A 20,892-nucleotide genomic window follows, 5' to 3' on the forward strand; every position below is an offset into this window, starting at 1 on the left:
CTCAGACCGCCGACAGACGCTGCGACCGCAGTTCCTCGGACACCTCGAACGCCGCGCGATCGGCGCGGTAGACGTCGCGGGCGTACTCCACACACCGATCGGCGCTGTCATAGGTGGTGCGGGTGAGCAGCGTCCCGGCCGATCCGGCCCGCACACCCAACTGCACGCTCGACGCGTCATCGAGCACGATCGACTCGAGCACCGCGGTCGTCCGGGCCAGCTCGATGGCGTACTTCGACCTCAGCACCGCCCACAGCGATCCGTCCTCGGTCATATCGAGGATCCCCGGTGTCAGTTCCGCGGGCAGGAATGTCGTCTCCAGCGCGAAGGGCACCTCGTCGACGCTGCGCAACCGGTGGAAGACGTGCACGGCGGCACCCTCATCGAGGCCCAGCGCCCGGCGCACCGCGGGCGTCGCAGCCTGGTGTTCGGCCCACAACAGTTGCGCGGCGGGCCGACGCCCCATCCGCGCGACCTCTTCGGAGAAGCTCCCGATGTGGAAGCGCACGCGCGGTTCGGCGACGAAGGTGCCGCGGGGCGGCTTGCGGTACACCACCCCTTCGCTCTCCAGCAGAGACAATGCCTGACGTGCGGTCATCCGGCTGACCCCGTGCTGTTCGGCGAGCTCCCGCTCGGACGGCAACAGTGTGTGCGGCCCCAGCGCTTCGCTGGCTATCAGATCGCGGACATCGGACGCGATCGACATGTAGAGGGGCGTGCCAGCGGGCATCTTTGCAGAGTAACCACGTAAGTCGGCTTCGGTCGTCGACATCCGCTGTGTAAAAAGCTTGTGACATCGGTGACGCGATGCCGGCCCGATCCGCTACCTTGGTTCAACCACATGGTCTATACCAAGACTCCGAGACGAGGTACCTCGATGTCAGCACTGCCCACCGGGGACGGATCCGCCGATGCCGCCGAACTCGCCCAGTTCGGCTACACGCAGTCGTTGGAGCGCCGGACCGGCAAGTTCGCGTCCTTCGCCGTGGCGTTCGCGTTCGTCTCCATCGCGACCGGAATCTTCACCACGTACGGATCGGTGCTCAACAGCTCCGGCCCGGTCGGCATCTGGACGTGGCCGATCGCGGTCATCGGACAGTTGGCGGTCGCGTTCGTGCTCGGCGCGCTGGCCTCCCGGATCCCGGTCACCGGCTACCACTACCAATGGATGTCACGCCTGGCCAACCCGGTCCTCGGGTGGATCATCGGCTGGATCTCGTTCACGTTCCTGGCCGTCGTGGTGTGCGCGGTCGACTACACGATCGCCTCGACGATCCTGCCCGTGCTGCTCAACTACGAGAGCACCGCGACCATCGCGTGGGTGATGACGGCCGTGGTGCTGCTGCTGCAGGCACTTCTGGTGGCGTTCTCGACACCATGGGCCGAACGGGTCAACAACGGCCTGGTCACCCTGGAGTTGATCGGCATGGTCGCGTTGACGGCACTGCTGCTGGTGGTGGCCGCGGTGCGCGGCGACATGGACTTCTCGAACCTGTTCAGCAAGGGTGCCGTGCCGAGCGAGGGATTCTGGAGCTTCGGCGACTGGACCTCGGCGGGACCCTGGATGCTGGGCTTTCTGCTGGGCGCGTTCACCATCGTCGGATTCGAATCCGCGGCCAACCTCGCCGAGGAGACCCACGACCCCGAACGCGTGGTCCCGCGCGCGATGTGGCAGGCCGTACTCGCCTCGGGCGTCCTGGGTTTCGTGTTCCTCGTCGCGGTGACGCTCGCCGCCGGCGACCCGGTTGCGCTGGCCGAATCCGGCACCCCGATCGCCGACGTGATCGACAGGACGCTCGGTTCGGCCGTCGCGACCCTTCTGCTGCTGATGGTCGTGCTGGCCATCTTCGCGTGCGGCCTGGTCATCATGATCACCGGCGTGCGGCTCACCTGGGCGATGTCGCGTGACGAGCGTTTCCCGGGCTGGCAGCAGTGGAACCAGATCTCGCCCCGCTTCCACACCCCGCTCAAGGCGACCGTGCTCTACTTCTGCCTGGCCCAGCTGATCCTGGCGATCTTTGCGCACTCCGAGACCGCACTGTTCACCCTGTTCGGTGCCGCGACACTGCTGCCCGCGGTCATGTACGCCTCCACCGTGGTGCTGTACTTGATCAAACGCAAGAGCCTGCCGAACAACCACAAGTTCGACCTCGGCGCGTGGGAGGTTCCGATCCTGGTGGTGGCGGTCGTGTGGCTGGCCTTCGAGCTCGCGCTGTTCCGCGACGCCGCGTTCAAGGAGGCATGGCTGTATGTCCTCGTGATGGTCGCGATCGGTGCCGCCTACCTGGCCTACCTGTTGATCCGGCGCGGCAGCAAGGGCCTGTCGATGCCGGACATGCACTCGATCGACGCCGAACTGCGGGAGTGACGGACCAACCGATGCACCACATCCTGGCCATCGACCAGGGCACCTCGGGCACCAAGGCCGTCGTCGTCGACATCCGGGACGGCACGGCCGGACGTGTCCTGGCCACCGCCGAGGTTTCCCTGCGCCCCGACTACCTGCCCGGCGGCGGGGTCGAACAGGACCCCGAGGCCCTGTTCGCTTCCGTCGTCACCGCGGGACGGCAGGCCCTGCAGCAGGCCGGGGTGCCGGTCGCCGCGGTCGCACTGGCCAACCAGGGCGAGACGGTGCTCGCCTGGGATCGACACACGGGCACACCGCTCACCCCGGCGATCGTGTGGCAGGACCGGCGCGCCGAAACACTCTGTGCCGCACTGGCAGAACACGCCACCACGGTGGCCGGGCGCACCGGCCTGGTGCTCGACCCGTACTTCTCCGCCCCGAAGATGGCATGGATCCGGGCGAACCTGACCCGCGACGGCGTCGTCACCACCACCGACACGTGGTTGGTGCATCGCCTGTGCGGCGCGTTCGTCACCGACGCATCCACCGCCAGCCGCTCGCTGCTGACCTCGCTCGACGATTCCCGCGGGCAGCGCTGGGACCCGGACCTGCGGGCGCTGTTCGGACTCGACGCCGAGGAGATGCCCGAAATCGTCGCCAGCGACGAGATCGTCGGCACCACCGACGTTTTCGGCACCACGCTGCCGGTGGCAGGCCTGATCGTCGACCAGCAGGCGGCGCTGTTCGCCGAGAGTTGCCTCCACGCGGGGTCGGCGAAATGCACCTACGGCACCGGCGCCTTTCTGTTGGCACAGCTGGGAACCGAGCCGGTGCGGTCGAGTTCGGGGCTCACGACGTCGGTGGCGTGGCGGCTGCGCGGACAGACGTCGTACTGCATCGACGGCCAGGTCTACACGGCGGCGTCGGCGATCCGGTGGGCCGTCGATCTGGGCCTGATCCCGTCGGCCGATCAAATCGATTCCGCCGCAGCCGAATCCAGTGACGGGGTGGTCTGCGTTCCGGCTCTCGCCGGGCTGGCGGCGCCGTGGTGGGACTCGGCGGCCACCGCCTCGTTGTCGGGAATGACGCTGTCCACCGGTCGCGGCCAGCTGGTCCGGGCCATGGTGGAAGGCATCGCCGCGCAGGTTGCGGCGCTCACCGACCTGGTGTCGGCCGACCTCGGCCGCCCGCTGACCCGGCTGCGCGTCGACGGTGGGCTGACGCGCTCGGAGGCGCTGATGCAGGCACAGGCCGACCTGTCGCAGATCCCCGTCGACGTGTACCCGTCCCTGCACGCGACCGCGCTGGGCGCCGCGGCCTGCGCACGGCTGGCCCTCGAACCCGGTCTCTCCCCCGCCGACGCCGCCGGGACATGGTCGCCGCGGCGGACATACGAACCACACTGGTCGGCCGACCGCGCCGCGGACTTCCTGGCGCGCTGGCGCAGGGCCGCCGAAAGCACGCTCGCCCCACCACATCAGCGCAAGGAGTCGATGTCATGAGACCGGAGGACGTCTCGGACGTCGTCGTCATTGGCGCCGGAATCGTCGGCTGCGCCATCGCCCGGGCGCTGGCGGGCACACATCTGTCGGTGACGCTGGTCGAGGCGCGCGACGATGTCGGCGACGGCACGAGCAAGGCCAACACGGCCCTGCTGCACACCGGGTTCGACGCGACCCCGGGCACATTGGAGTCCCGGCTGGTCGCCCGCGGGTATCACCTGCTCGGTGAGTACGCCGAGCAGACCGGCATCCCGGTGGAGCGCACCGGGGCGATGCTCGTCGCGTGGACCGACGAGGAAGCCGACGCGCTCCCGGGTCTGATGGTCAAGGCCGAACGCAACGGCTACCGCGACTGCGATCTGGTGCGGTCCGAGGAGGTGTACCGGCGGGTCCCCGACCTCGGGCTGGGGGCGCTGGGCGGGCTCGGTGTGCCGGGCGAGTCGATCATCTGCACCTGGACGACCAACCTCGCGCTGGCCACCGATGCGGTGGCCCGCGGCGCGCGGCTGCTGCGCGGGGCCCGGGTGACGGGCGTTCAGCCGGGCCCAGAACACACCACGCTGCACACCACCGCGGGCGACGTGCGCGGCCGCTGGATCATCAACGCGGCCGGCCTGGGCGCCGACCACCTCGACACGGAGTTCGGCCACCGGCGATTCACCGTGACCCCGCGACGCGGCGAGCTACTCGTGTTCGACAAGCTCACCCGGCCGATGGTGCCGCTGATCGTGCTCGCCGTACCGTCCTCGCGGGGCAAGGGGGTGTTGGTCAGCCCGACCATCTACGGCAACGTGATGGTCGGCCCGACCTCGGAGAACCTCGACGACCGCACCGCGACCGGCACTTCCGAGCACGGCTTCGAGTTTCTGGTGTCGAAGGGACGTGCGCTGATGCCGGCACTGTTCGAGGAGGAGGTCACCGCGACCTACGCGGGGTTGCGTGCCGCCGCCGACCACGACGACTACCTCATCGATCTCGATGAACGCCTGCGCTACGTCCTCGTCGGTGGAATACGTTCCACCGGACTGACTTCGGGGATGGCCGTCGCCGAATACGTCTCCGGCCTGCTGGCCCGCGCGGGGGTCGCGGTCGACGAACGCGACGACCTGCCTCCACCGCCACGGATGCCCAACATCGGCGAGGCGGGACTGCGCCCGTATCAGGACGCGGACCGGGTGGCCGCGGACCCCGAGTACGGCCGCATCGTGTGTTTCTGCGAACGGGTCACCGCCGGGGAGATCCGCGACGCGTTCGGATCCCTGATCCCGCCCGCGGACCTCGACGGGCTACGCCGACGCACCCGGGTGATGAACGGCAGGTGCCAGGGGTTCTACTGCGGCGCACACACCGAGGCCCTTCTTGAGGCCCTCCTTGAGACCGGAGCGCTCCGATGAGCCACGTCGCCGTGGCCGTCATCGGCGGCGGACCGTCCGGCCTCACCGCCGCCGCGGCTCTGGCGTCGACCGTCGACGGCGAGGTCCTGGTGCTGGAGCGGGAAGCGCAGACGGGTGGAATACCGCGCCACAGCGACCATCTGGGCTACGGGATGCGGGACCTGCACCGGTTCATCTCGGGGCCCGCCTATGCCCGCCGCCTGACGACCCTGGCCACCGACGCCGGAGCCGTACTCGAGACCGAGGCGATGGTGACCGGGTGGGCCGGCGAGCGCACGCTGCAGGTCACGTCGCCGCGCGGGGTGCGCACCGTGACCGCCGACGCGGTGGTGCTGGCCACCGGCGCGCGCGAACGGCCCCGCTCTGCCCGGCTGGTTCCGGGTGACCGACCCGACGGCGTGTACACGACGGGGCAGCTGCAGAACCTCGTGCACCTGCATCACCGCGCGCCCGGAACGCGCGCGGTCGTCGTCGGCGCGGAATTGGTGAGCTGGTCGGCGGTGCTGACATTGCGCGAATCCGGTTGCGCCACCGCGGCGATGGTGACCTCCCACCCCCGCGCCGAGGCGTACGCCGCGTTCCGCTCCGCGGGCCGGTTGCTGATGGACGGGCCCGTGCTGACCGGCAGCCGCGTCGTGGGCATCCACGGCAGGGGCCGCGTCAGGTCGGTGACAGTCGAGCATGCGGCGACGGGCCAACGGCGCGAGATCGACTGCGACACCGTGGTGTTCACCGGCGACTGGATACCCGATCACGAACTCGCCCGGACGGCGGGCCTGCAGATGGATGCCGCGACCCGCGGCCCCGTCGTCGACACCGCACTACGGACCAGCCGGCCAGGGGTGTTCGCGGTGGGAAACCTGTTGCATCCGGTCGACACCGCCGACGGCGCCGCGCTCGACGGGAGACACGTCGCCTCCGCGGTGCGGCAATGGCTCGGAAACCCCGCCGCCGCCTCCGCCGCACCGACGGCGGCCCGGATCCGCGCCGACCGGCCGTTCCGATGGGTGACCCCGCAACTGGTCCCCGACGACGGCAAAATACCGGCCCGGGGCGATCTGCTGCTGTGGACCGAGGAATACCGCCGGTTCCCGAAGCTGCGCGCCGTACAGGACGGTCGGGTACTGGCCGAGAGGCGCACGGCGTGGCCGGCCGCGCCCGGGCGGATCTACCGGGCGCCGTGGTCGTTGGTCTCCGATGCGAACCCGCAGGGCGGGACGGTCACCCTGTCGCTGGTGTGAACGCCCGACGGTGACGGCTCACCAGTCGCCGAGGGGCGGACCGACCGGGTAGGAGCCCAGGTATCCCTTGGCCTTGTCACCCGGGACGGCCTTGACGCTGTCGCGGACCTCGGTCGACGAGGATCCCTCCGCCTCGATCACTCCGGCGTCGGCCAGCCGGGCCTCCGAGATTCCGCCTGCGACGCCCAAGTCGTTGATGCGGACCCGAGTTGGCTCAATTTAGTGTTCAAGTCGGGGCACTGATTTTGGCGAGGGCCACGCGGAGCTCGTCGGGCAACGGATCGGCGGCCGTGAGGAGCTGGCGGCCTGCTTTGATCTGGACGGTGCGGTAGCGGCGGGCGGTACGCACGAACTTCTTGATGCTCCAACCGGTTTGGGTTTCGATGTAGTGGCTGACGGCCATGGCGGCGACCACGATGCTCAGGTGGGCCTCGATCGACTCGCGCAGGTGATGGTAGATCGGGCGGGCGGCCAGGTCGTGCTTGGACATCCGGAAGCTCTTCTCGATGCGCCAGAGCTGGTGGTAGGCGCCGATGACGAAGTCAGCGGGCTGGTCGACCAGGTTGGTGGTGTAGCCCTTCCAGCCGGCCAGAGCGCGGTTCTTGGCTTCCAACTCGCGGTTGACCGTCTTGGTGGCACCGGTGAGCTTGATGAACCGGTTGCGCTTGACCGGAGCATGACCATCGACAGCCTTCTGGGCCTTGGCGACCTGCTCATCGATGCCGCGCAGGGTGCGCCGGGCCCGGTCATTGCGGTACTGGTAGTAGACGACGCGATCGGGGATGCCGCGAGTCTTCTCCGAGCTGCTGGCCGGCCAGGGCTGGGTCAACACCAGCTGATCAGGAACGGCCTCGTCGGGGTGTTGATCGCGCCATTCGCGGACCACATCGGGCAGGAACGGAATCCGGGTGCCCAGGATGAATGACAACCCCGCGGCTTGCAGGGCGACCTGGTTGGATTCGGAGATCATCCCGGCATCGGCGACGACGGTGACATCGCTCAACTGGTGGGCGGCCTTGAACGCGTTGATGACTGGAAGCATGGTGGCGGTCTCGGCCCGGTTGCCCTCGAAGGCCTCTACCGTGAGCGGGAACCCCGAGGCGTCGGTGAGCAACCCGAGGGTGATCTGCGGTTCCAACCGGCGTTCCTTGGAGAACCCAGGTTCGCGGAATCCGTCACCGGTATCGGTCTCGAAGTACAGCGTCGACACGTCGTAGAGCACTAGTGAGGCCGGCCCCAGCCGGGCATGCCGTGCTGTTGCCGCAGCCAGGGATTGCCGCCAGGCGGGTGTGGCATAGATCGGCAGCCGACGCTTGAGGGTGGCATAGGAGGCCGCGTCGACGCCGACTTCGCTCAACACCCGTGCGGTGTCGATCTTGCTGGTCGGCTCGATGATCCGGGCAAGTACGAGATCGCGAAACACGTTGTCGCCCTGGGTGACCGCTTCGAATCCCAGTGCACGGTAGGCGGCGCACAGGCCGCCCCACAGATGCGTCATCTGCGAGGAGGTGATCGGCAGCGTCCCCGGCTCGAGGCCACCAGACAGGCCCAAGTCGAGTTCAGTTTGTCCGGCCGCCAAGCGGGCGGCCGCAGCGGACTTCAATGCCGCGAGCTCAACATCATCGTGGGCCGATCCGATGTGCTCGATCGAGCGTGACCCCCGCCGCCAGGACCACACGATCTGCACTGCAGTCGCCCCCGAGGCGGTCTTCACGGTCCGGATGTAGGCCACCAGCGCAGCCTACGACCACACTTTAGTGTGCAAATTCCGGCCGATCTACAACTAGAACCGCAGGTCAGAACGCTGCAGTCAGGCCCGAACCCGAAAAGTGAGCCAAGTCAGGTCCGAGATTCCGCCTGCGACGCCCAAGTCGTTGATGCGGATGACCGCGTTCGTCGACGCCTGCCGGCTGGTCACGGCGGGGCGGGGGCGACCTCGTCGACGTCCGCGTGCGCGGTGCCGACGCTGAGCGTGGCGAAGGCTGCGGCCGCACACAGCGCGGCCAGGCCGACAACACGGGGTTTCCTCGGTCTGCGCGCAAGCGCGCGGGCGTGCATGGCCATGGTGACTCCTTCGAGCGGAAGGGACGATCTGCCCCGCAGGTGTCGGGAGCACGGCCAGATTAGCGAGCGAGGCTGGGACGGACCTGCCAACGCGAAGACGGCCCGCCTGGGAGAATGCTCGGTCGTCGTATCGTGGCCATCGCCGAAATAGGTTGCGATGAACCAGAATTCCCAGATCGACCGGCTCGGCGTGGCTGGCCGTGCGCTGGTGGGTTCCTGACAGTTGGCTACCAACCCGCCGCCGCGGCCGGAGCTACACCGGCAGGAGCGCGTCGATCACCGAGGCCAGCTGTTTGGCCGAGCGGCACTCGTGCATCGTGATGATGTCCTGATAGCGAGGCACGGCCGAGTCGCCGCTGCCCCACAGGTGCTTCGGCTCCGGGTTGAGCCAGTGAGCGTGCCGGGCGGCATTGACCATGTGGGCGAGCAGATCGGTCTCCGGGTTGCGGTAGTTGTTGCGGCCATCCCCGAGCACCAGCAGGGAACTGCGCGGCGACAGCACGTTCGGGAACTTGTCGAGGAACGACACGAAGGCGTGACCGTAGTCGGAGTGGCCGTCGCGGGTGAACACGGCCGCCTCCCGGGTGATGCGCTGCACGGCGACCGCGAGGTCGGAGTCGGGCCCGAACAACTCGGTGACCTCGTCGGTGGTGTCGATGAAGGCGAAGACGCGTACGCGTGAGAACTGCTGCCGCAGAGCATGAACCAGCAACAGGGTGAAATGGCTGAAGCCCGCCACCGATCCCGACACGTCGCAGAGCACCACGAGTTCGGGCCGCGCCGGATGCGGCTTCTTGAGCACGACGTCGATCGGCACCCCGCCGGTGGACATGGACTTGCGCAGCGTCTTGCGCAGATCGATCTCCCCGGCGCGCGAGCGTCGCCGGCGTGCCGCGAGCCGGGTGGCCAGCGTGCGGGCCAGCGGCCCGACCACCCGTCGCATCTGACGCAGTTGCTCGCCGGACGCCCGCAGGAACTCCACGTTCTCCGAGAGCTGGGGCACGCCGTACATCTGGACGTGATCGCGACCGAGCTGCTCGGCCGTCCGGCGCTTGGTCTCACCTTCGACCATCTTGCGCAGCTGCGCGATGCGCTGGGCGGCAATCGCTTTGGCGATCTGCTCCTGCGTCGGTGTGGGTTCGTCGCCGTAGGGCGCCAGCAACCCGGCGAGCAGGCGGCCCTCCAGGTCGTCCAGGCTCATCGCCTTGAGCGCCTGATACGACGAATACGAGGGTCCCCGGCTGGAGTTGTAGCGGCCGTAGGCCTCCACGATCTGGGCGATCATCGCGGCCAGCCGCTCGTCGATGTTCGCGAGTTCCTCGTTATCCGCCAGGAGATCGACCAGCGCGCTACGCAAGGCCTCGATGTCCTCGGGCGGCAGTCCCTCGCCGTCTTCGTCGTCGTCGAGCACCGTTTTGGCGCCCAGCGCCGCAGGGAAATACAGGTCGAACAGCGCGTCGTAGGTCTCGCGGTGATCCGAGCGCCGCAACACCGCGCACGCGAGTCCCTCGCGCAGCACATTGCGGTCGGACAGACCGAGGGTGGCCATCACCTGACCGGCATCCACCGTCTCCGACGGACCCACCGCGATCCCCTGCTTGCGCAGGGCCTCCACGAATTCGACGAGGTGGCCGGGGATCCCGTGGGGGGCCGGTGGCTGCGGGGGTCGGGTGCGGCGGGGCGGCATCAGTTGAGTCTCAGCTCCCCGGCGGCCTTGATCTGATCGGACTGGTGCTTGAGCACGACGCCGAGCGTCGCGGCGATCACCTCGTCGTCGATGGTGTCCATGCCCAGAGCCAGCACGGTGCGGGCCCAGTCGATGGTCTCGGCGACCGACGGCAGCTTCTTGAGCTGCATGCCGCGCAGCACCCCGATGATCCGCACGAGCTCCTCGGCCAGGCGCTCGGGCAGCTCGGGAACCCGGGAGAGCAGGATGCGCCGCTCCAGGTCCGGGTCGGGGAAGTCGATGTGCAGGAACAGGCAGCGGCGTTTGAGGGCTTCGGACAGTTCCCGCGTCGCGTTCGAGGTCAGCACCACCAGCGGCCGGCGCTCGGCGGTGATCGTGCCGAGCTCGGGCACCGTCACCGCGAAGTCGCTGAGCACCTCCAGCAGCAGGCCCTCGATCTCGATGTCGGCCTTGTCCGTCTCGTCGATCAGCAGCACCGTCGGCTCGGTCCGCCGGATCGCGGTGAGCAGCGGGCGGGTCAGCAGGAACTCCTCGGAGAACACGTCGTCGCGGGTCTGATCCCAGTCGCCGTGCCCCGCCTGGATGCGCAGGATCTGCTTGGCGTGGTTCCACTCGTAGAGTGCGCGGGACTCGTCGACCCCCTCGTAGCACTGCAGCCGCACCAGACCCGACCCGGTGGATTGGGCGATGGCACGCGCCAACTCCGTCTTGCCGACACCGGCCGGGCCCTCGACGAGCAGCGGCTTGCCCAGCCGGTCGGCGAGGAACACCGCGGTCGCGGTGGCGGTGTCAGGCAGATAGCCCGTCTCGGCCAGCCGGCGCGCGACATCGTCGATGTCGGCGAACAGCGGCTGGATGCTCGCGGGAACACTCAAGATTTTCTCCTCGGACTCGGGCTCAGGCCGGACGGGTGTGGCCGTCGCCCCACACGATCCATTTGGTGGACGTCAGTTCCGGCAGGCCCATCGGCCCCCGGGCGTGCAGCTTCTGGGTGGAGATGCCGATCTCCGCTCCGAAGCCGAACTGTTCTCCGTCGGTGAACGCGGTGGACGCGTTGACCATCACCGCGGCCGCGTCCACCCGTTCGGTGAACCGTTGCGCGGCAGCGAGATCGGTCGTGACGATGGCTTCGGTGTGACCGGTGCCGTACTCGTTGATGTGACTGATCGCTCCGTCTACTCCATCAACAATGGCCAGCGCGATGTCCATCGACAGGAACTCGGCGCGCAACTCGTCCTCGGTCGGGTCGATGTGCACGGTCACGCCGGCGGCCTGGAGCGCATCGGTCAGCCGCGGCACCGCGACGTCGGCGACCGCCGCGTCGATCAGCAGCGATTCGGCAGCGTTGCACACGCTGGGCCGGCGGGTCTTGGCGTTGAGCACGATGCTCTCGGCCGTGTCGAGATCCGCCGAGGAGTGCACGTAGACATGGCAGTTACCGACGCCGGTCTCGATGGTCGGGACCTGGGCGTCGCGCACCACCGCGTCGATCAGCCCGGCACCGCCGCGCGGGATGACCACGTCGACGAGCCCCCGGGCCTGGATCAGGTGCGTGACGCTGGCGCGGTCCGCGCTCGGCAGCAGCTGCACCGCGTCGACGTCGAGCAGCTCCGTCGCGAGTGCGGCGCGCAACGCGTCGACGAGTGCGGCATTGGAGCGCGCGGCCGACGAACTGCCGCGCAGCAGAACGGCGTTGCCCGATTTCAGCGTCAAACCGAACGCGTCGACGGTGACGTTCGGGCGACCCTCGTAGACGATGCCGACCACCCCGAGGGGCACCCGCTGCTGGCGCAGTTGCAGGCCGTTGGGCAGCGTGCGGCCGCGCAGCACCTCGCCGACGGGATCGGGCAGCCCGGCGACCTGCCGCAGACCGTCGGCGATCCCCTCGACGCGCGCCGGGGTCAGCGCGAGCCGGTCCAGCATCGCCTCCGGGGTGCCCGACGAGCGCGCCGTGTCCAGGTCGGCCTCGTTGGCCTCCAGGATGGCGCGCGTGTTCATCAGGACGTGGTCCGCGGCGGTCCGCAACGCCCGGTCCTTGGTGTCGGTGCTCAGCGTCGCCAGCCCGCGGGCGGCGCTGCGGGCGCGCCGGGCGGCGTCGTGGACCTGCTGGCGCAGGTCGGGGACGGAAGGTGCCTGGACACTCATCAGGCCAGCGTATCGAACCTGCGTGAGTCGTTCGACACGTGTCTAGCCCCACGACGAGGGCTTGCGCGAGGAGCCGGCCCGATCGGTAGATTGCACGGTCATGGCGACGCGGCTGTGCGTGGTGGGGAGCGTGAACGCCGACCTGACGTTCACGGTGGACGCGCTGCCTCGTCCGGGCGAGACCGTGCTGGCCGACGCGCTGGCCTGCGCACCCGGTGGCAAGGGCGGCAACCAGGCCGTGGCGGCCGCGCGTGCCGGCGCCGATGTCCAGCTCGTCGCCGCCCTCGGCACCGACGCGTCCGCGGAGCAGCTCCGTGACCATCTGCGCGCGAACTCGGTGGGCTTGGACGCGGTGGTGGCCGTCCCCGGCCCCAGCGGCACGGCCGCGATCCTGGTCGATGCCGGCGCCGAGAACTGCATCGTCGTCGCCCCCGGGGCCAACGCTCATCTGAGTCTGGCCTCGCCGGTCGTGCGGTCTGCGATCGCCGACGCCGACGTGGTGCTCCTCTCGCTGGAGATCCCGATCGACACGGCGGTCGCGGCGGCGCGCGCCGGGCGTTACGCCGGGGCGACCGTCATGCTCAACGCATCGCCGACCCCGCGCGAGGTCGGCACCCTCGCGGCGCACGTCGACGTCGTCGTCGTCAACGAGACCGAGGCCGACGCCTGGCGCGACGGTGACCGCATCCTGGTCCCGCATCTGGTCGTCACCCACGGGGCCCGCGGCGCCACCTGCGTCGGGCAGTGCCACCTGGAGGTCCCCGCACCGGCCGTCGAGGCGGTCGACACCACCGGCGCCGGCGACGTGTTCGCCGGTGTGCTGGCGGCGAACTGGGAGCAGGGAGTCGAGTTCGCGATGGCTCGGGCCTGCGCGGCCGGGGCGTTAGCGACGCTGGTTCCCGGTGCCGGCGACTGTGCGCCCTCCCGCGAGGCGGTGGAGGACGTGCTGGACGCGTTGTGACGGTACTGCTCACGCCGCGGTCCGGGCTGCCTCACTCGCTGGGGATCGACCGCTCGATCTCGTCGAGCCACGTGCGGGCCGACATGTCCGACGGGGCGCGCCAGTCCCCGCGCGGCGACAGGGAACCCCCGGCCGACACCTTCGGCCCGTTGGGGAGTGCCGAGCGCTTGAACTGGCTGAACGAGTAGAAACGCTGCGCGAAGACCTGCAGCCAGTGCCGAATCTCCTTGAGAGAGTAGGACGGTCGCTCGTCCTCGGGGATCCCGGTCGGCCAGTCGCCGCGTTCGGGGTCATGCCAGGCATGCCAGGCGAGGAACGCGACCTTCGACGGCCGGAACCCGTAACGCAGCACCTGGAAGAGCGAGAAGTCCTGCAGCACATAGGGACCCACCTTGCTCTGGCTGCTCTGGATCTCCTCGTCCTCACCGGCCGGTACGAGCTCGGGGCTGATCTCGGTGTCGAGCACCGACTGCAGCACCTCGTTGACCACGTCGTCGAACTGATTCGACGAGATCACCCAGCGGATCAGGTGCTGTATCAACGTCTTCGGGACACCGCCGTTGACGTTGTAGTGCGACATCTGGTCGCCGACACCGTAGGTCGACCAGCCCAGCGCGAGCTCGGAGAGGTCACCGGTGCCCAGCACGATGCCGCCGCGGTGGTTGGCCAACCGGAACAGGTAGTCGGTCCGCAGCCCCGCCTGCACGTTCTCGAAGGTGACGTCATAGACCTTCTCGCCCCGGGAGAACGGATGGCCCAGCTCCTTGAGCATCAGCTCGGCGGTCTCGGTGATGTCGATCGTCTCGAAGGTGACGCCGAGGGCCTCGGCGAGGCGCGTCGCGTTGTTCCTGGTGCGCTCACCGGTGGCGAACCCCGGCAGGGTGAACGCCAGGATGTCACTGCGGGGACGCTCTTCGCGGTCCATCGCGCGGGCCGCGACGATCAGCGCGTGGGTGGAGTCCAGACCGCCGGAAAGGCCGAGGACCACCTTCGGGTAATGCAGCGCGCGCAACCTCTGTTCCAGGCCCGAGACCTGGATGTTGTAGGCCTCGTAGCAGTCCTGTTCGAGACGCGCCGGATCGGCAGGCACGAACGGGAAGCGTTCCACCTCGCGCATCAGCCCGGTGTCGCCGTCGGGTGGATCGAGCACGAACGAAATGTGCCGGTAGGAATCCTCGTCGATCAGATGATGACGGCGGTTGTCGTCGAAGGTGCCCATCCGCAGCCGCTCGTTGAGCAGCAACTCGACATCGACATCGGCGGTCGAGCGGCGCTCACCCTTCGGGAAGCGTTCGGACTGGGCCAGACACACGCCGTTCTCCCAGATCATCGTCTGGCCGTCCCACGCCAGATCCGTCGTCGACTCCCCTTCGCCGGCGGCGGCGTACACGTAGGCGGCCAGGCAGCGCGACGACGCCGAGCGCGCCAGTAGGCTGCGGTCCTCCGCGCGCCCGATGGTGATCGGGCTTCCCGACAGGTTCGCCAGCACCGTCGCGCCCGCCAGTGCCGCCTCCGCGCTCGGCGGTACCGGGACGAACATGTCCTCACAGATCTCCACGTGCAGCACGAACCCCGGCACGTCGGTGGCCTCGAACAGCAGGTCGGGACCGAACGGGACGTCGGCGCCGCCGAGGCGGATCTCGCCGCTCTCGTCGTCACCGGCGGCGATCTGGCGCTTCTCGTAGAACTCGCGGTAAGTGGGCAGGTAGGACTTCGGCACCACCCCCAGGATCCGGCCGCGGTGGATCACGACGGCGGTGTTGTACACCCGGTGCCGGAACCGCAGCGGGGCTCCGACGACCAGGACCGGCAACAGATCGGCCGACCCGGCCGCGACCTCGAGAATCGCCTCGCGGACGGCCTCCAGCAGCGCGTCCTGCATTACGATGTCCTCGATCGAATACCCGGACAGCGTCAACTCGGGGAACACCGCGAGCCCGACGTGGTCGTGGTGGCATTCGCGCGCCATCCGAAGCACGGATTCGGCGTTAGCCGCGGGATCGGCGATGGCCACGTGCTGCGTGCAGGCCGCGACCCGGACGAACCCGTGCCGGTAGACCGAGTAGAAATCCATGCCTCATTGTTGCCCGCGACCGCTGCGGATATGCATCAGCCCCTGGCTGATCTGGCCGAACGCGGTACCCGTCGGCAATCGCCTACATTCGGTGAGGTGGAGGCACCCGAACTGGTGGCGTTGCTCGCGGGCAGACGCGTCGCGGTGCTGACCGGCGCGGGGATGTCCACCGACTCCGGGATCCCCGACTACCGCGGGCCGGATTCACCGCCGAGCAACCCGATGACGATCCGGCAGTTCACCTCCGACCCGGTGTTCCGCCGCCGGTACTGGGCGCGCAACCATCTCGGCTGGCGGCACATGGACGACACGCAGCCCAACGCCGGACACCGGGCGCTGGCCGCACTGGAGCGTGCCGGCGTCGTGACCGGGGTCATCACCCAGAACGTGGACCTGTTGCACACCAAGGCCGGCAGCGAGCGGGTCATCGATCTGCACGGCACCTATGCCCGGGTCATCTGCCTGCAGTGCCACCGCACCATGTCGCGGGCGTCACTGGCCGACCTGCTCGAGGCGGCGAACCCGGGATTCAGCGACCGGGCCGCCGCGGTGGGCGGCATCGCGGTGGCTCCCGACGCCGACGCCGTCGTGGCCGACACGTCGTCGTTCCGGATCGTCGACTGCCCGTCGTGCGGTGGGATGCTCAAGCCCGACATCGTGTACTTCGGGGAGAACGTTCCGAAAGAGCGTGTGGACGAGGCCTATTCGCTGGTCGACGGCGCCGAGGCACTATTGGTGGCCGGCTCGTCGCTGACCGTGTATTCGGGCTTCCGGTTCGTGCGCCACGCCTCGGCCAAGGGCATACCCGTCGCGATCATCAACCGGGGGCACACCCGCGGCGACGACCTCGCGACGGTGAAGATCGACAACGGCTGCTCGCCGATGCTGGCGTTGCTCGCCGACGAACTCCCGGCTGCCGGGGCGACTCTCACCAGGTGACGGGCATCCTGCGCACCGCATGGATGAAATTGCCCGCCACGAAAGACGGTTCGCCGGCCGCCAGATCGGGGAGCTGCGTGAGCAGTTCACCGATGATCGCGCGCAACTGTGCCCGCGCCACATGTGCGCCGAGGCAGAAATGGCGTCCGCCGCCCCCGAAGCCCAGGTGTGGATTCGGGTCGCGGCCGAGGTCCAGCAGGTCGGGACGGTCGAACACCGCGGTGTCGCGGTTCCCCGAGGAGTAGAACATCACGACCTTCTCCCCCGCCGCGATCTGCTGGCCGCCGAGCACGTAATCGGTTGCCGCCGTGCGCCGGAACGTCATCACCGGCGACGCCCACCGGATGAACTCCTCGACCGCTCCGCCGATGCGGTCGTCGAACGACGCCGTCAGCCAGGCCCGCTGCTCGGGATGGTCGGTCAGCGCCTTGATCGCGTGGCTGGTGGTCTGTCGGGTGGTGTCGTTGCCCGCCACCGCGAGCAGGACGAAGAACGCGGCGATCTCCGCATCCGTGAGACGGGCGCCTTCCACCTCGGCGTGCACGAGCGAGCTGAACAGGTCGTCGCCGGGGTTGTCACGGCGTTCGGCCGCCAGACCCAACGCCACCTGGTGCAGGTACATCTGGCTGGAGAACAACACCTCCAACGGGTTGCGACCGTCGAGGTACTCGGGGTCACCCCAGCTCACCATCGCGTCCGCGGCGTCGGCGACGGCGTGGCGCTCCGAGTCGGGGATACCGACCATGTCCGCCAGCGTGCGCACGGGAAGCTCTTTGGCGCAGTGGCTGACGAAGTCGACGCCGCTGCCGGCCGCCCGCAGCTCGGTCACGATGTCGCGGGCATTCGCCCTGATCGAGTCCTCGATGCGGCGGACCTGGCGCGGGGTGAACGCGGCGTGCACGACCTTGCGGATCAGCGTGTGCCGCGGCGGGTCCATCGCCAGGAACGACTGGCTGGCCTCGAGAAGCTCCTCGGGCACATTCTCGAACAGCACGCCCTTTCCGGACAGGAACACCTCGCTGTTGCGGCTCACCTCGACGATGTCGGCGTGCCGGGTGACCGCCCAGAAGCCGGAATCGTCGGCGTCCGGCATCAGGGCGTCCTCGACGGGCGGATGCCAGCTCAGCGGACGGGCCTCCCGCAGTTGGGCGAACGACGCCTCCCGCTGGTCTGCGGTTCCGGCCCAAAAGGCGCGCGAGGACAGGTCGACGGGATCGTAGGGGCGACCCGCAGAAGCCGCGGGAGGTGTGTGCGCGGTCACAGTCATGACGCCGACACTACGACTAGACACTATGTCTAGTCAACGTGCAGATCGCTTCGCTACGCTCGACGAATGCCTTCGGTGACCAGAAAGGCGCAGGCCACTCGGCAGGAGCGTCGCGAGCAGATCGAGCGGCGGCTGCTGGAGGCCACCGACCGTCTGATGGCCGATGGGGCGAGTATCACCGAGCTGAGCGTCGACCGGCTGGCGTCGGAGGCCGGCATCTCGCGGGCGAGTTTCTACATCTACTTCGAGGACAAGGGCCATCTGCTGCGCCGGCTGGCCTCGCAGGTGTTCGGCGATCTCGCCGACGCCGCACAGCGCTGGTGGTCGGTGGCGTCGCGGCTGGACCCCGAGGACGTGCGGGTCGCGATGGCCGCGATCATCGCCGCCTACCGGCAGCATCAGCCCGTCCTGGTCGCGCTCAACGAGATGGCGCCCTACGACCCCGCGGTCGCCGAGACCTACCGCGACCTGATCGCCGAAGTCAGCACCAGGTTTGAGGCCGTCATCGTCGAGGGGCAGAAGGCGGGGACGATCCGGCCGCAGCTGCCGCCCGACATCACCGCCCACACGCTGGTATTGATGGTCGAGCGCACCTGCCAGCAGAACCTACCGTCGAGACCGACCTCGTTCGACACCGAGCTCGCCGACGTCCTGACCGAAATCGTCTGGGGCAGCTTGTATCTGACGAATCCGGCGGGCTAGACCGCGACCAGGTCGTCGGCGTGCACCGCGGGCCGGCGCATCTCGGCGGGCAGATCCGAGGTGGACCGGCCCAGCATCGTCGCCAGTTCGGCCTTGTCGTACGCGACGACGCCGCGGGCCACCATCGCGTTCTCCTGATCACGCAACTCGACCACGTCACCGCCGAAGAATCGTCCGGACACAGCGCTGATACCGGCCGGAAGCAGTGAGCGACGTTGCTGCACAACGGCTCTCACCGCCCCGTCGTCGAGGGTCAGTGTGCCGGAGGCCTCGGCGGCGTAGCGCACCCAGAACCGGCGGGCCGACATCCGCTCGGGCCGGGGCGCGAACACCGTGCCCACCGACGCGTCGCCCAGCGCCGAGGCGGCGTCGGCGGCGGCAGCCAGCAGGACCGGCACGCCCGCGTCGGCGGCCAACAACGCCGAGGACAGTTTCGAGACCATGCCGCCGGTGCCCAGGTGGCTGCCGCGCCCGGCCGTCACATCGGCGAGGTCATCGGGCCCGGACACCTCGGAGATGAATCGCGCCGGATTGTCCTCGGGCGCCTTGCGCGGATCGCCGTCGTACAGACCGTCGATGTCGGACAACAGGATCAGCGCATCGGCGCCCACGAGATGGGCGACCAGCGCCGAAAGACGGTCGTTGTCACCGAATCTGATCTCGTTGGTCGCCACGGTGTCGTTCTCGTTGACGATGGCCACCGCGTGCAGCGCACGGAGCCGGTCCAGGGTGCGTTGAGCGTTGTTGTGCTGCACCCGCATCGAGATGTCGTGCGCGGTGAGCAGCACCTGCCCCACGGTGCGGTCGTAGCGCCCGAACGCCGCACTCCACGAGTTGACCAGCGCCACCTGCCCGACACTGGCGGCGGCCTGCTTGGTCGCGAGGTCGGCGGGCCGTTTCGTCAATTTGAGCGGCTCGATGCCGGCGGCGATCGCCCCCGAGGACACGATCACCACATCCGAGCCGGCCTTCATCCGCGCCTCGATCGCGTCGGCGAGGTAGTGCAGCCTGCCCCTGTCGAACACGCCCGACGGTGTGGTCAGCGCGGTGGTGCCGATCTTCACCACCACCGAGCGCGCGCCACGGATGGCGTCCCGGTGAACACTCACCGCGTCACTCTTCGCCGTCGTCGCTCTGCCGGCGGGCCTTCCGCGCGGCCTTGCGCTCGTCGGCGCCGACCCGGTCGGTCTGTTCGAGACGGACGTCGGTGCCGCGTCCCGACAGGTGCACGTCGACCCCGGCCGGGGTCTGCGGCTCCCAGTCGAAGGTCATGTCGCCGATCGTGACCGCGCAGCCGGGCCGCGCACCCAGCTTGAGCAGTTCGTCCTCGACACCGAGGCGTGCCAGCCGGTCGCCGAGATATCCGACGGCCTCGTCGTTGTCGAAGTTGGTCTGCGCGACCCAGCGCTGGGGCCGGGTGCCTTTCACGACGAACCCGCCCTGCCCGTCGGGCACGACGCTGAACGCGGTCTCGTCGACGGGGATCGGCCGGATCACCGGTCGGCGCGGCACCGCGGCGGGCTGCGCCGCGCGATAGGCGGCCACGATGTCCCACAGCGCGAAGATCAACGGACGCAGGCCTTCTCGCGCGACCGTGGAGATCTCGAACACGGGCCAGCCGAATCTGGTCTCGACGTCCTCGCGGACGAAGTCGGCCAGTTCGCGCGCCTCGGGCACGTCGATCTTGTTGAGCACCACCGCCCGGGGGCGCTCGGCGAGGTCGCCCAGCGTCGAATCGCCCTGCAGGGTCGGCGTATACGCCGCGATCTCGGCTTCCAGTGCCTCGATGTCGGAGATCGGGTCGCGGCCCGGTTCGAGCGTCGCGCAGTCGACGACGTGCACCAGCACCGCGCAGCGCTCGATATGGCGCAGGAAATCCAGGCCGAGACCGCGGCCCTCGGAGGCTCCCGGGATGAGCCCCGGCACGTCCGCGACGGTGAAGGTGTGCTCCCCGGCCGACACAACGCCGAGGTTCGGAGCGAGCGTGGTGAACGGATAGTCGGCGATCTTCGGTTTGGCCGCGGAGATCGTCGACACCAGTGAGGACTTACCCGCCGAGGGGAACCCGACGAGGCCGACGTCGGCCACCGTCTTGAGTTCCAGCGTGAGTTCGCGGACCTCACCCTGCTCGCCGAGCAGCGCGAAGCCGGGGGCTTTACGGGCCCTCGATGCGAGTGCGGCGTTGCCCAGCCCGCCGCGCCCGCCGGCGGCGGCTTCGAAGCGGGTCCCCGCGCCGATGAGGTCGGCGAGGATCTGGCCGCGTTCGTCGAGGACGACGGTCCCGTCGGGGACCTTCACCTCGAGGTCGGCCCCGGCGGCGCCGTCGCGATTGCTGCCGGCGCCCTGCTTGCCGGACGGCGCCACGACGTGCGGGTGGAAGTGGAAATCGAGCAGCGTGTGGACCTGCGGGTCGACGACGAACACGACGCTGCCGCCGCGTCCGCCGTTGCCGCCGTCGGGACCACCGAGTGGCTTGAACTTCTCGCGGTGGACCGACGCGCAGCCGTTGCCGCCGTTACCCGCCCGCGCGTGAACGACGACACGGTCGATGAACCGGGGCATCACAGGT

At 69.2% G+C, this 20,892-nt stretch carries 18 protein-coding genes; 7 read left to right on the plus strand and 11 right to left on the minus strand.

Annotated features, from left to right (window positions below):
- Position 1: 1 nt before the first annotated feature.
- On the minus strand, positions 2–730 hold the full coding sequence (locus DYE23_RS18660) for a GntR family transcriptional regulator (RefSeq protein ID WP_172527808.1): 729 nt from the start codon (positions 728–730) through the stop codon (positions 2–4).
- A gap of 147 nt (positions 731–877) precedes the next feature.
- Here DYE23_RS18660 and DYE23_RS18665 point away from each other — a divergent pair, with 147 nt between their 5' ends.
- Genes DYE23_RS18665 through DYE23_RS18680 form a run of 4 tightly spaced genes read left to right on the plus strand, consistent with a single transcriptional unit; the run spans position 878 to position 6,484 of the window.
- Positions 878–2,368, plus strand: coding sequence for an amino acid permease (locus DYE23_RS18665; protein ID WP_011893531.1), 1,491 nt, complete (start codon positions 878–880; stop codon positions 2,366–2,368).
- A gap of 11 nt (positions 2,369–2,379) precedes the next feature.
- A complete protein-coding gene (locus DYE23_RS18670; RefSeq protein WP_099962716.1) occupies positions 2,380–3,849 on the plus strand; it encodes an FGGY family carbohydrate kinase in 1,470 nt (489 codons plus the stop codon).
- Positions 3,786–5,243, plus strand: a complete 1,458-nt coding sequence (locus DYE23_RS18675) for an NAD(P)/FAD-dependent oxidoreductase (protein ID WP_337442314.1) — start codon at positions 3,786–3,788, stop codon at positions 5,241–5,243. Before DYE23_RS18670 ends, DYE23_RS18675 begins: the two co-directional genes overlap by 64 nt.
- A complete protein-coding gene (locus DYE23_RS18680; RefSeq protein ID WP_011893528.1) occupies positions 5,240–6,484 on the plus strand; it encodes an NAD(P)/FAD-dependent oxidoreductase in 1,245 nt (414 codons plus the stop codon). Before DYE23_RS18675 ends, DYE23_RS18680 begins: the two co-directional genes overlap by 4 nt.
- Before the next feature lie 18 nt (positions 6,485–6,502).
- On the opposite strand, the gene DYE23_RS18685 is transcribed toward DYE23_RS18680, so the two are convergent.
- The 6 genes from DYE23_RS18685 to DYE23_RS18710 all read right to left on the minus strand — a co-directional run bounded on the left by DYE23_RS18685 (position 6,503) and on the right by DYE23_RS18710 (position 12,380).
- Positions 6,503–6,673 (minus strand): hypothetical protein, encoded by a 171-nt coding sequence (locus DYE23_RS18685; protein WP_372516199.1) that lies wholly within the window; start codon positions 6,671–6,673, stop codon positions 6,503–6,505.
- Positions 6,674–6,710: 37 nt separating this feature from the next.
- Positions 6,711–8,216: an IS1634 family transposase gene (locus tag DYE23_RS18690; protein WP_083045275.1), complete on the minus strand. Its 1,506-nt coding sequence runs from the start codon at positions 8,214–8,216 to the stop codon at positions 6,711–6,713.
- Positions 8,217–8,398: 182 nt separating this feature from the next.
- The gene (locus DYE23_RS18695; RefSeq protein WP_235660457.1) at positions 8,399–8,548 is read right to left on the minus strand and encodes a hypothetical protein; all 150 of its coding nucleotides are present in this window, start codon (positions 8,546–8,548) and stop codon (positions 8,399–8,401) included.
- A 253-nt stretch (positions 8,549–8,801) separates the two neighbouring features.
- Positions 8,802–10,235, minus strand: a complete 1,434-nt coding sequence (locus tag DYE23_RS18700) for a vWA domain-containing protein (protein ID WP_115327867.1) — start codon at positions 10,233–10,235, stop codon at positions 8,802–8,804.
- Positions 10,235–11,110 (minus strand): AAA family ATPase, encoded by an 876-nt coding sequence (locus DYE23_RS18705; protein WP_011893525.1) that lies wholly within the window; start codon positions 11,108–11,110, stop codon positions 10,235–10,237. Before DYE23_RS18705 ends, DYE23_RS18700 begins: the two co-directional genes overlap by 1 nt.
- Positions 11,111–11,132: 22 nt before the next feature.
- A complete protein-coding gene (locus DYE23_RS18710) occupies positions 11,133–12,380 on the minus strand; it encodes a glutamate-5-semialdehyde dehydrogenase (RefSeq protein WP_011893524.1) in 1,248 nt (415 codons plus the stop codon).
- A gap of 100 nt (positions 12,381–12,480) precedes the next feature.
- Between DYE23_RS18710 and DYE23_RS18715 the strand changes: the two genes are divergently transcribed.
- On the plus strand, positions 12,481–13,341 hold the full coding sequence (locus DYE23_RS18715) for a PfkB family carbohydrate kinase (protein ID WP_011893523.1): 861 nt from the start codon (positions 12,481–12,483) through the stop codon (positions 13,339–13,341).
- A gap of 31 nt (positions 13,342–13,372) precedes the next feature.
- Here the strand turns inward: DYE23_RS18715 and DYE23_RS18720 are convergent, their stop codons facing one another.
- Positions 13,373–15,415 (minus strand): NAD(+) synthase, encoded by a 2,043-nt coding sequence (locus DYE23_RS18720; RefSeq protein ID WP_011893522.1) that lies wholly within the window; start codon positions 15,413–15,415, stop codon positions 13,373–13,375.
- 96 nt (positions 15,416–15,511) lie between these two features.
- Here DYE23_RS18720 and DYE23_RS18725 point away from each other — a divergent pair, with 96 nt between their 5' ends.
- Complete coding sequence (locus DYE23_RS18725) at positions 15,512–16,354, plus strand: NAD-dependent protein deacetylase (protein ID WP_011893521.1); 843 nt, start codon at positions 15,512–15,514, stop codon at positions 16,352–16,354.
- Here DYE23_RS18725 and DYE23_RS18730 read toward each other — a convergent pair.
- Positions 16,344–17,621 (minus strand): cytochrome P450, encoded by a 1,278-nt coding sequence (locus DYE23_RS18730; protein WP_115327868.1) that lies wholly within the window; start codon positions 17,619–17,621, stop codon positions 16,344–16,346. The two genes, DYE23_RS18725 and DYE23_RS18730, sit on opposite strands and share 11 nt — an antisense overlap.
- A 66-nt stretch (positions 17,622–17,687) precedes the next feature.
- On the opposite strand from DYE23_RS18730, the gene DYE23_RS18735 reads away from it, so the two are divergent.
- On the plus strand, positions 17,688–18,323 hold the full coding sequence (locus DYE23_RS18735) for a TetR/AcrR family transcriptional regulator (protein WP_115327869.1): 636 nt from the start codon (positions 17,688–17,690) through the stop codon (positions 18,321–18,323).
- Here DYE23_RS18735 and proB read toward each other — a convergent pair.
- Positions 18,320–19,432, minus strand: a complete 1,113-nt coding sequence (gene proB / locus DYE23_RS18740; protein WP_011893518.1) for a glutamate 5-kinase — start codon at positions 19,430–19,432, stop codon at positions 18,320–18,322. The genes DYE23_RS18735 and proB overlap by 4 nt on opposite strands.
- Positions 19,433–19,436: 4 nt before the next feature.
- On the minus strand, positions 19,437–20,885 hold the full coding sequence (obgE, locus tag DYE23_RS18745; protein WP_115327870.1) for a GTPase ObgE: 1,449 nt from the start codon (positions 20,883–20,885) through the stop codon (positions 19,437–19,439).
- Between the last annotated feature and the right edge of the window lie 7 nt (positions 20,886–20,892).

It is taken from the genome of Mycolicibacterium gilvum, assembly GCF_900454025.1.
Taxonomy (GTDB): Bacteria; Actinomycetota; Actinomycetes; order Mycobacteriales; family Mycobacteriaceae; genus Mycobacterium; species Mycobacterium gilvum.

Bases quoted from the DNA above. Each gene is read 5' to 3' on its own strand.
- DYE23_RS18700 (WP_115327867.1), bottom strand. From the start codon at position 10,235: ATGCCGCCCCGCCGCACCCGACCCCCGCAGCCACCGGCCCCCCACGGG.
- DYE23_RS18735 (WP_115327869.1), top strand. From the start codon at position 17,688: ATGCCTTCGGTGACCAGAAAGGCGCAGGCCACTCGGCAGGAGCGTCGC.
- DYE23_RS18710 (WP_011893524.1), bottom strand. From the start codon at position 12,380: ATGAGTGTCCAGGCACCTTCCGTCCCCGACCTGCGCCAGCAGGTCCAC.
- DYE23_RS18665 (WP_011893531.1), top strand. From the start codon at position 878: ATGTCAGCACTGCCCACCGGGGACGGATCCGCCGATGCCGCCGAACTC.
- DYE23_RS18680 (WP_011893528.1), top strand. From the start codon at position 5,240: ATGAGCCACGTCGCCGTGGCCGTCATCGGCGGCGGACCGTCCGGCCTC.
- DYE23_RS18695 (WP_235660457.1), bottom strand. From the start codon at position 8,548: ATGGCCATGCACGCCCGCGCGCTTGCGCGCAGACCGAGGAAACCCCGT.
- DYE23_RS18660 (WP_172527808.1), bottom strand. From the start codon at position 730: ATGCCCGCTGGCACGCCCCTCTACATGTCGATCGCGTCCGATGTCCGC.
- DYE23_RS18730 (WP_115327868.1), bottom strand. From the start codon at position 17,621: ATGACTGTGACCGCGCACACACCTCCCGCGGCTTCTGCGGGTCGCCCC.
- DYE23_RS18720 (WP_011893522.1), bottom strand. From the start codon at position 15,415: ATGGATTTCTACTCGGTCTACCGGCACGGGTTCGTCCGGGTCGCGGCC.
- DYE23_RS18715 (WP_011893523.1), top strand. From the start codon at position 12,481: ATGGCGACGCGGCTGTGCGTGGTGGGGAGCGTGAACGCCGACCTGACG.
- obgE (WP_115327870.1), bottom strand. From the start codon at position 20,885: ATGCCCCGGTTCATCGACCGTGTCGTCGTTCACGCGCGGGCGGGTAAC.
- DYE23_RS18670 (WP_099962716.1), top strand. From the start codon at position 2,380: ATGCACCACATCCTGGCCATCGACCAGGGCACCTCGGGCACCAAGGCC.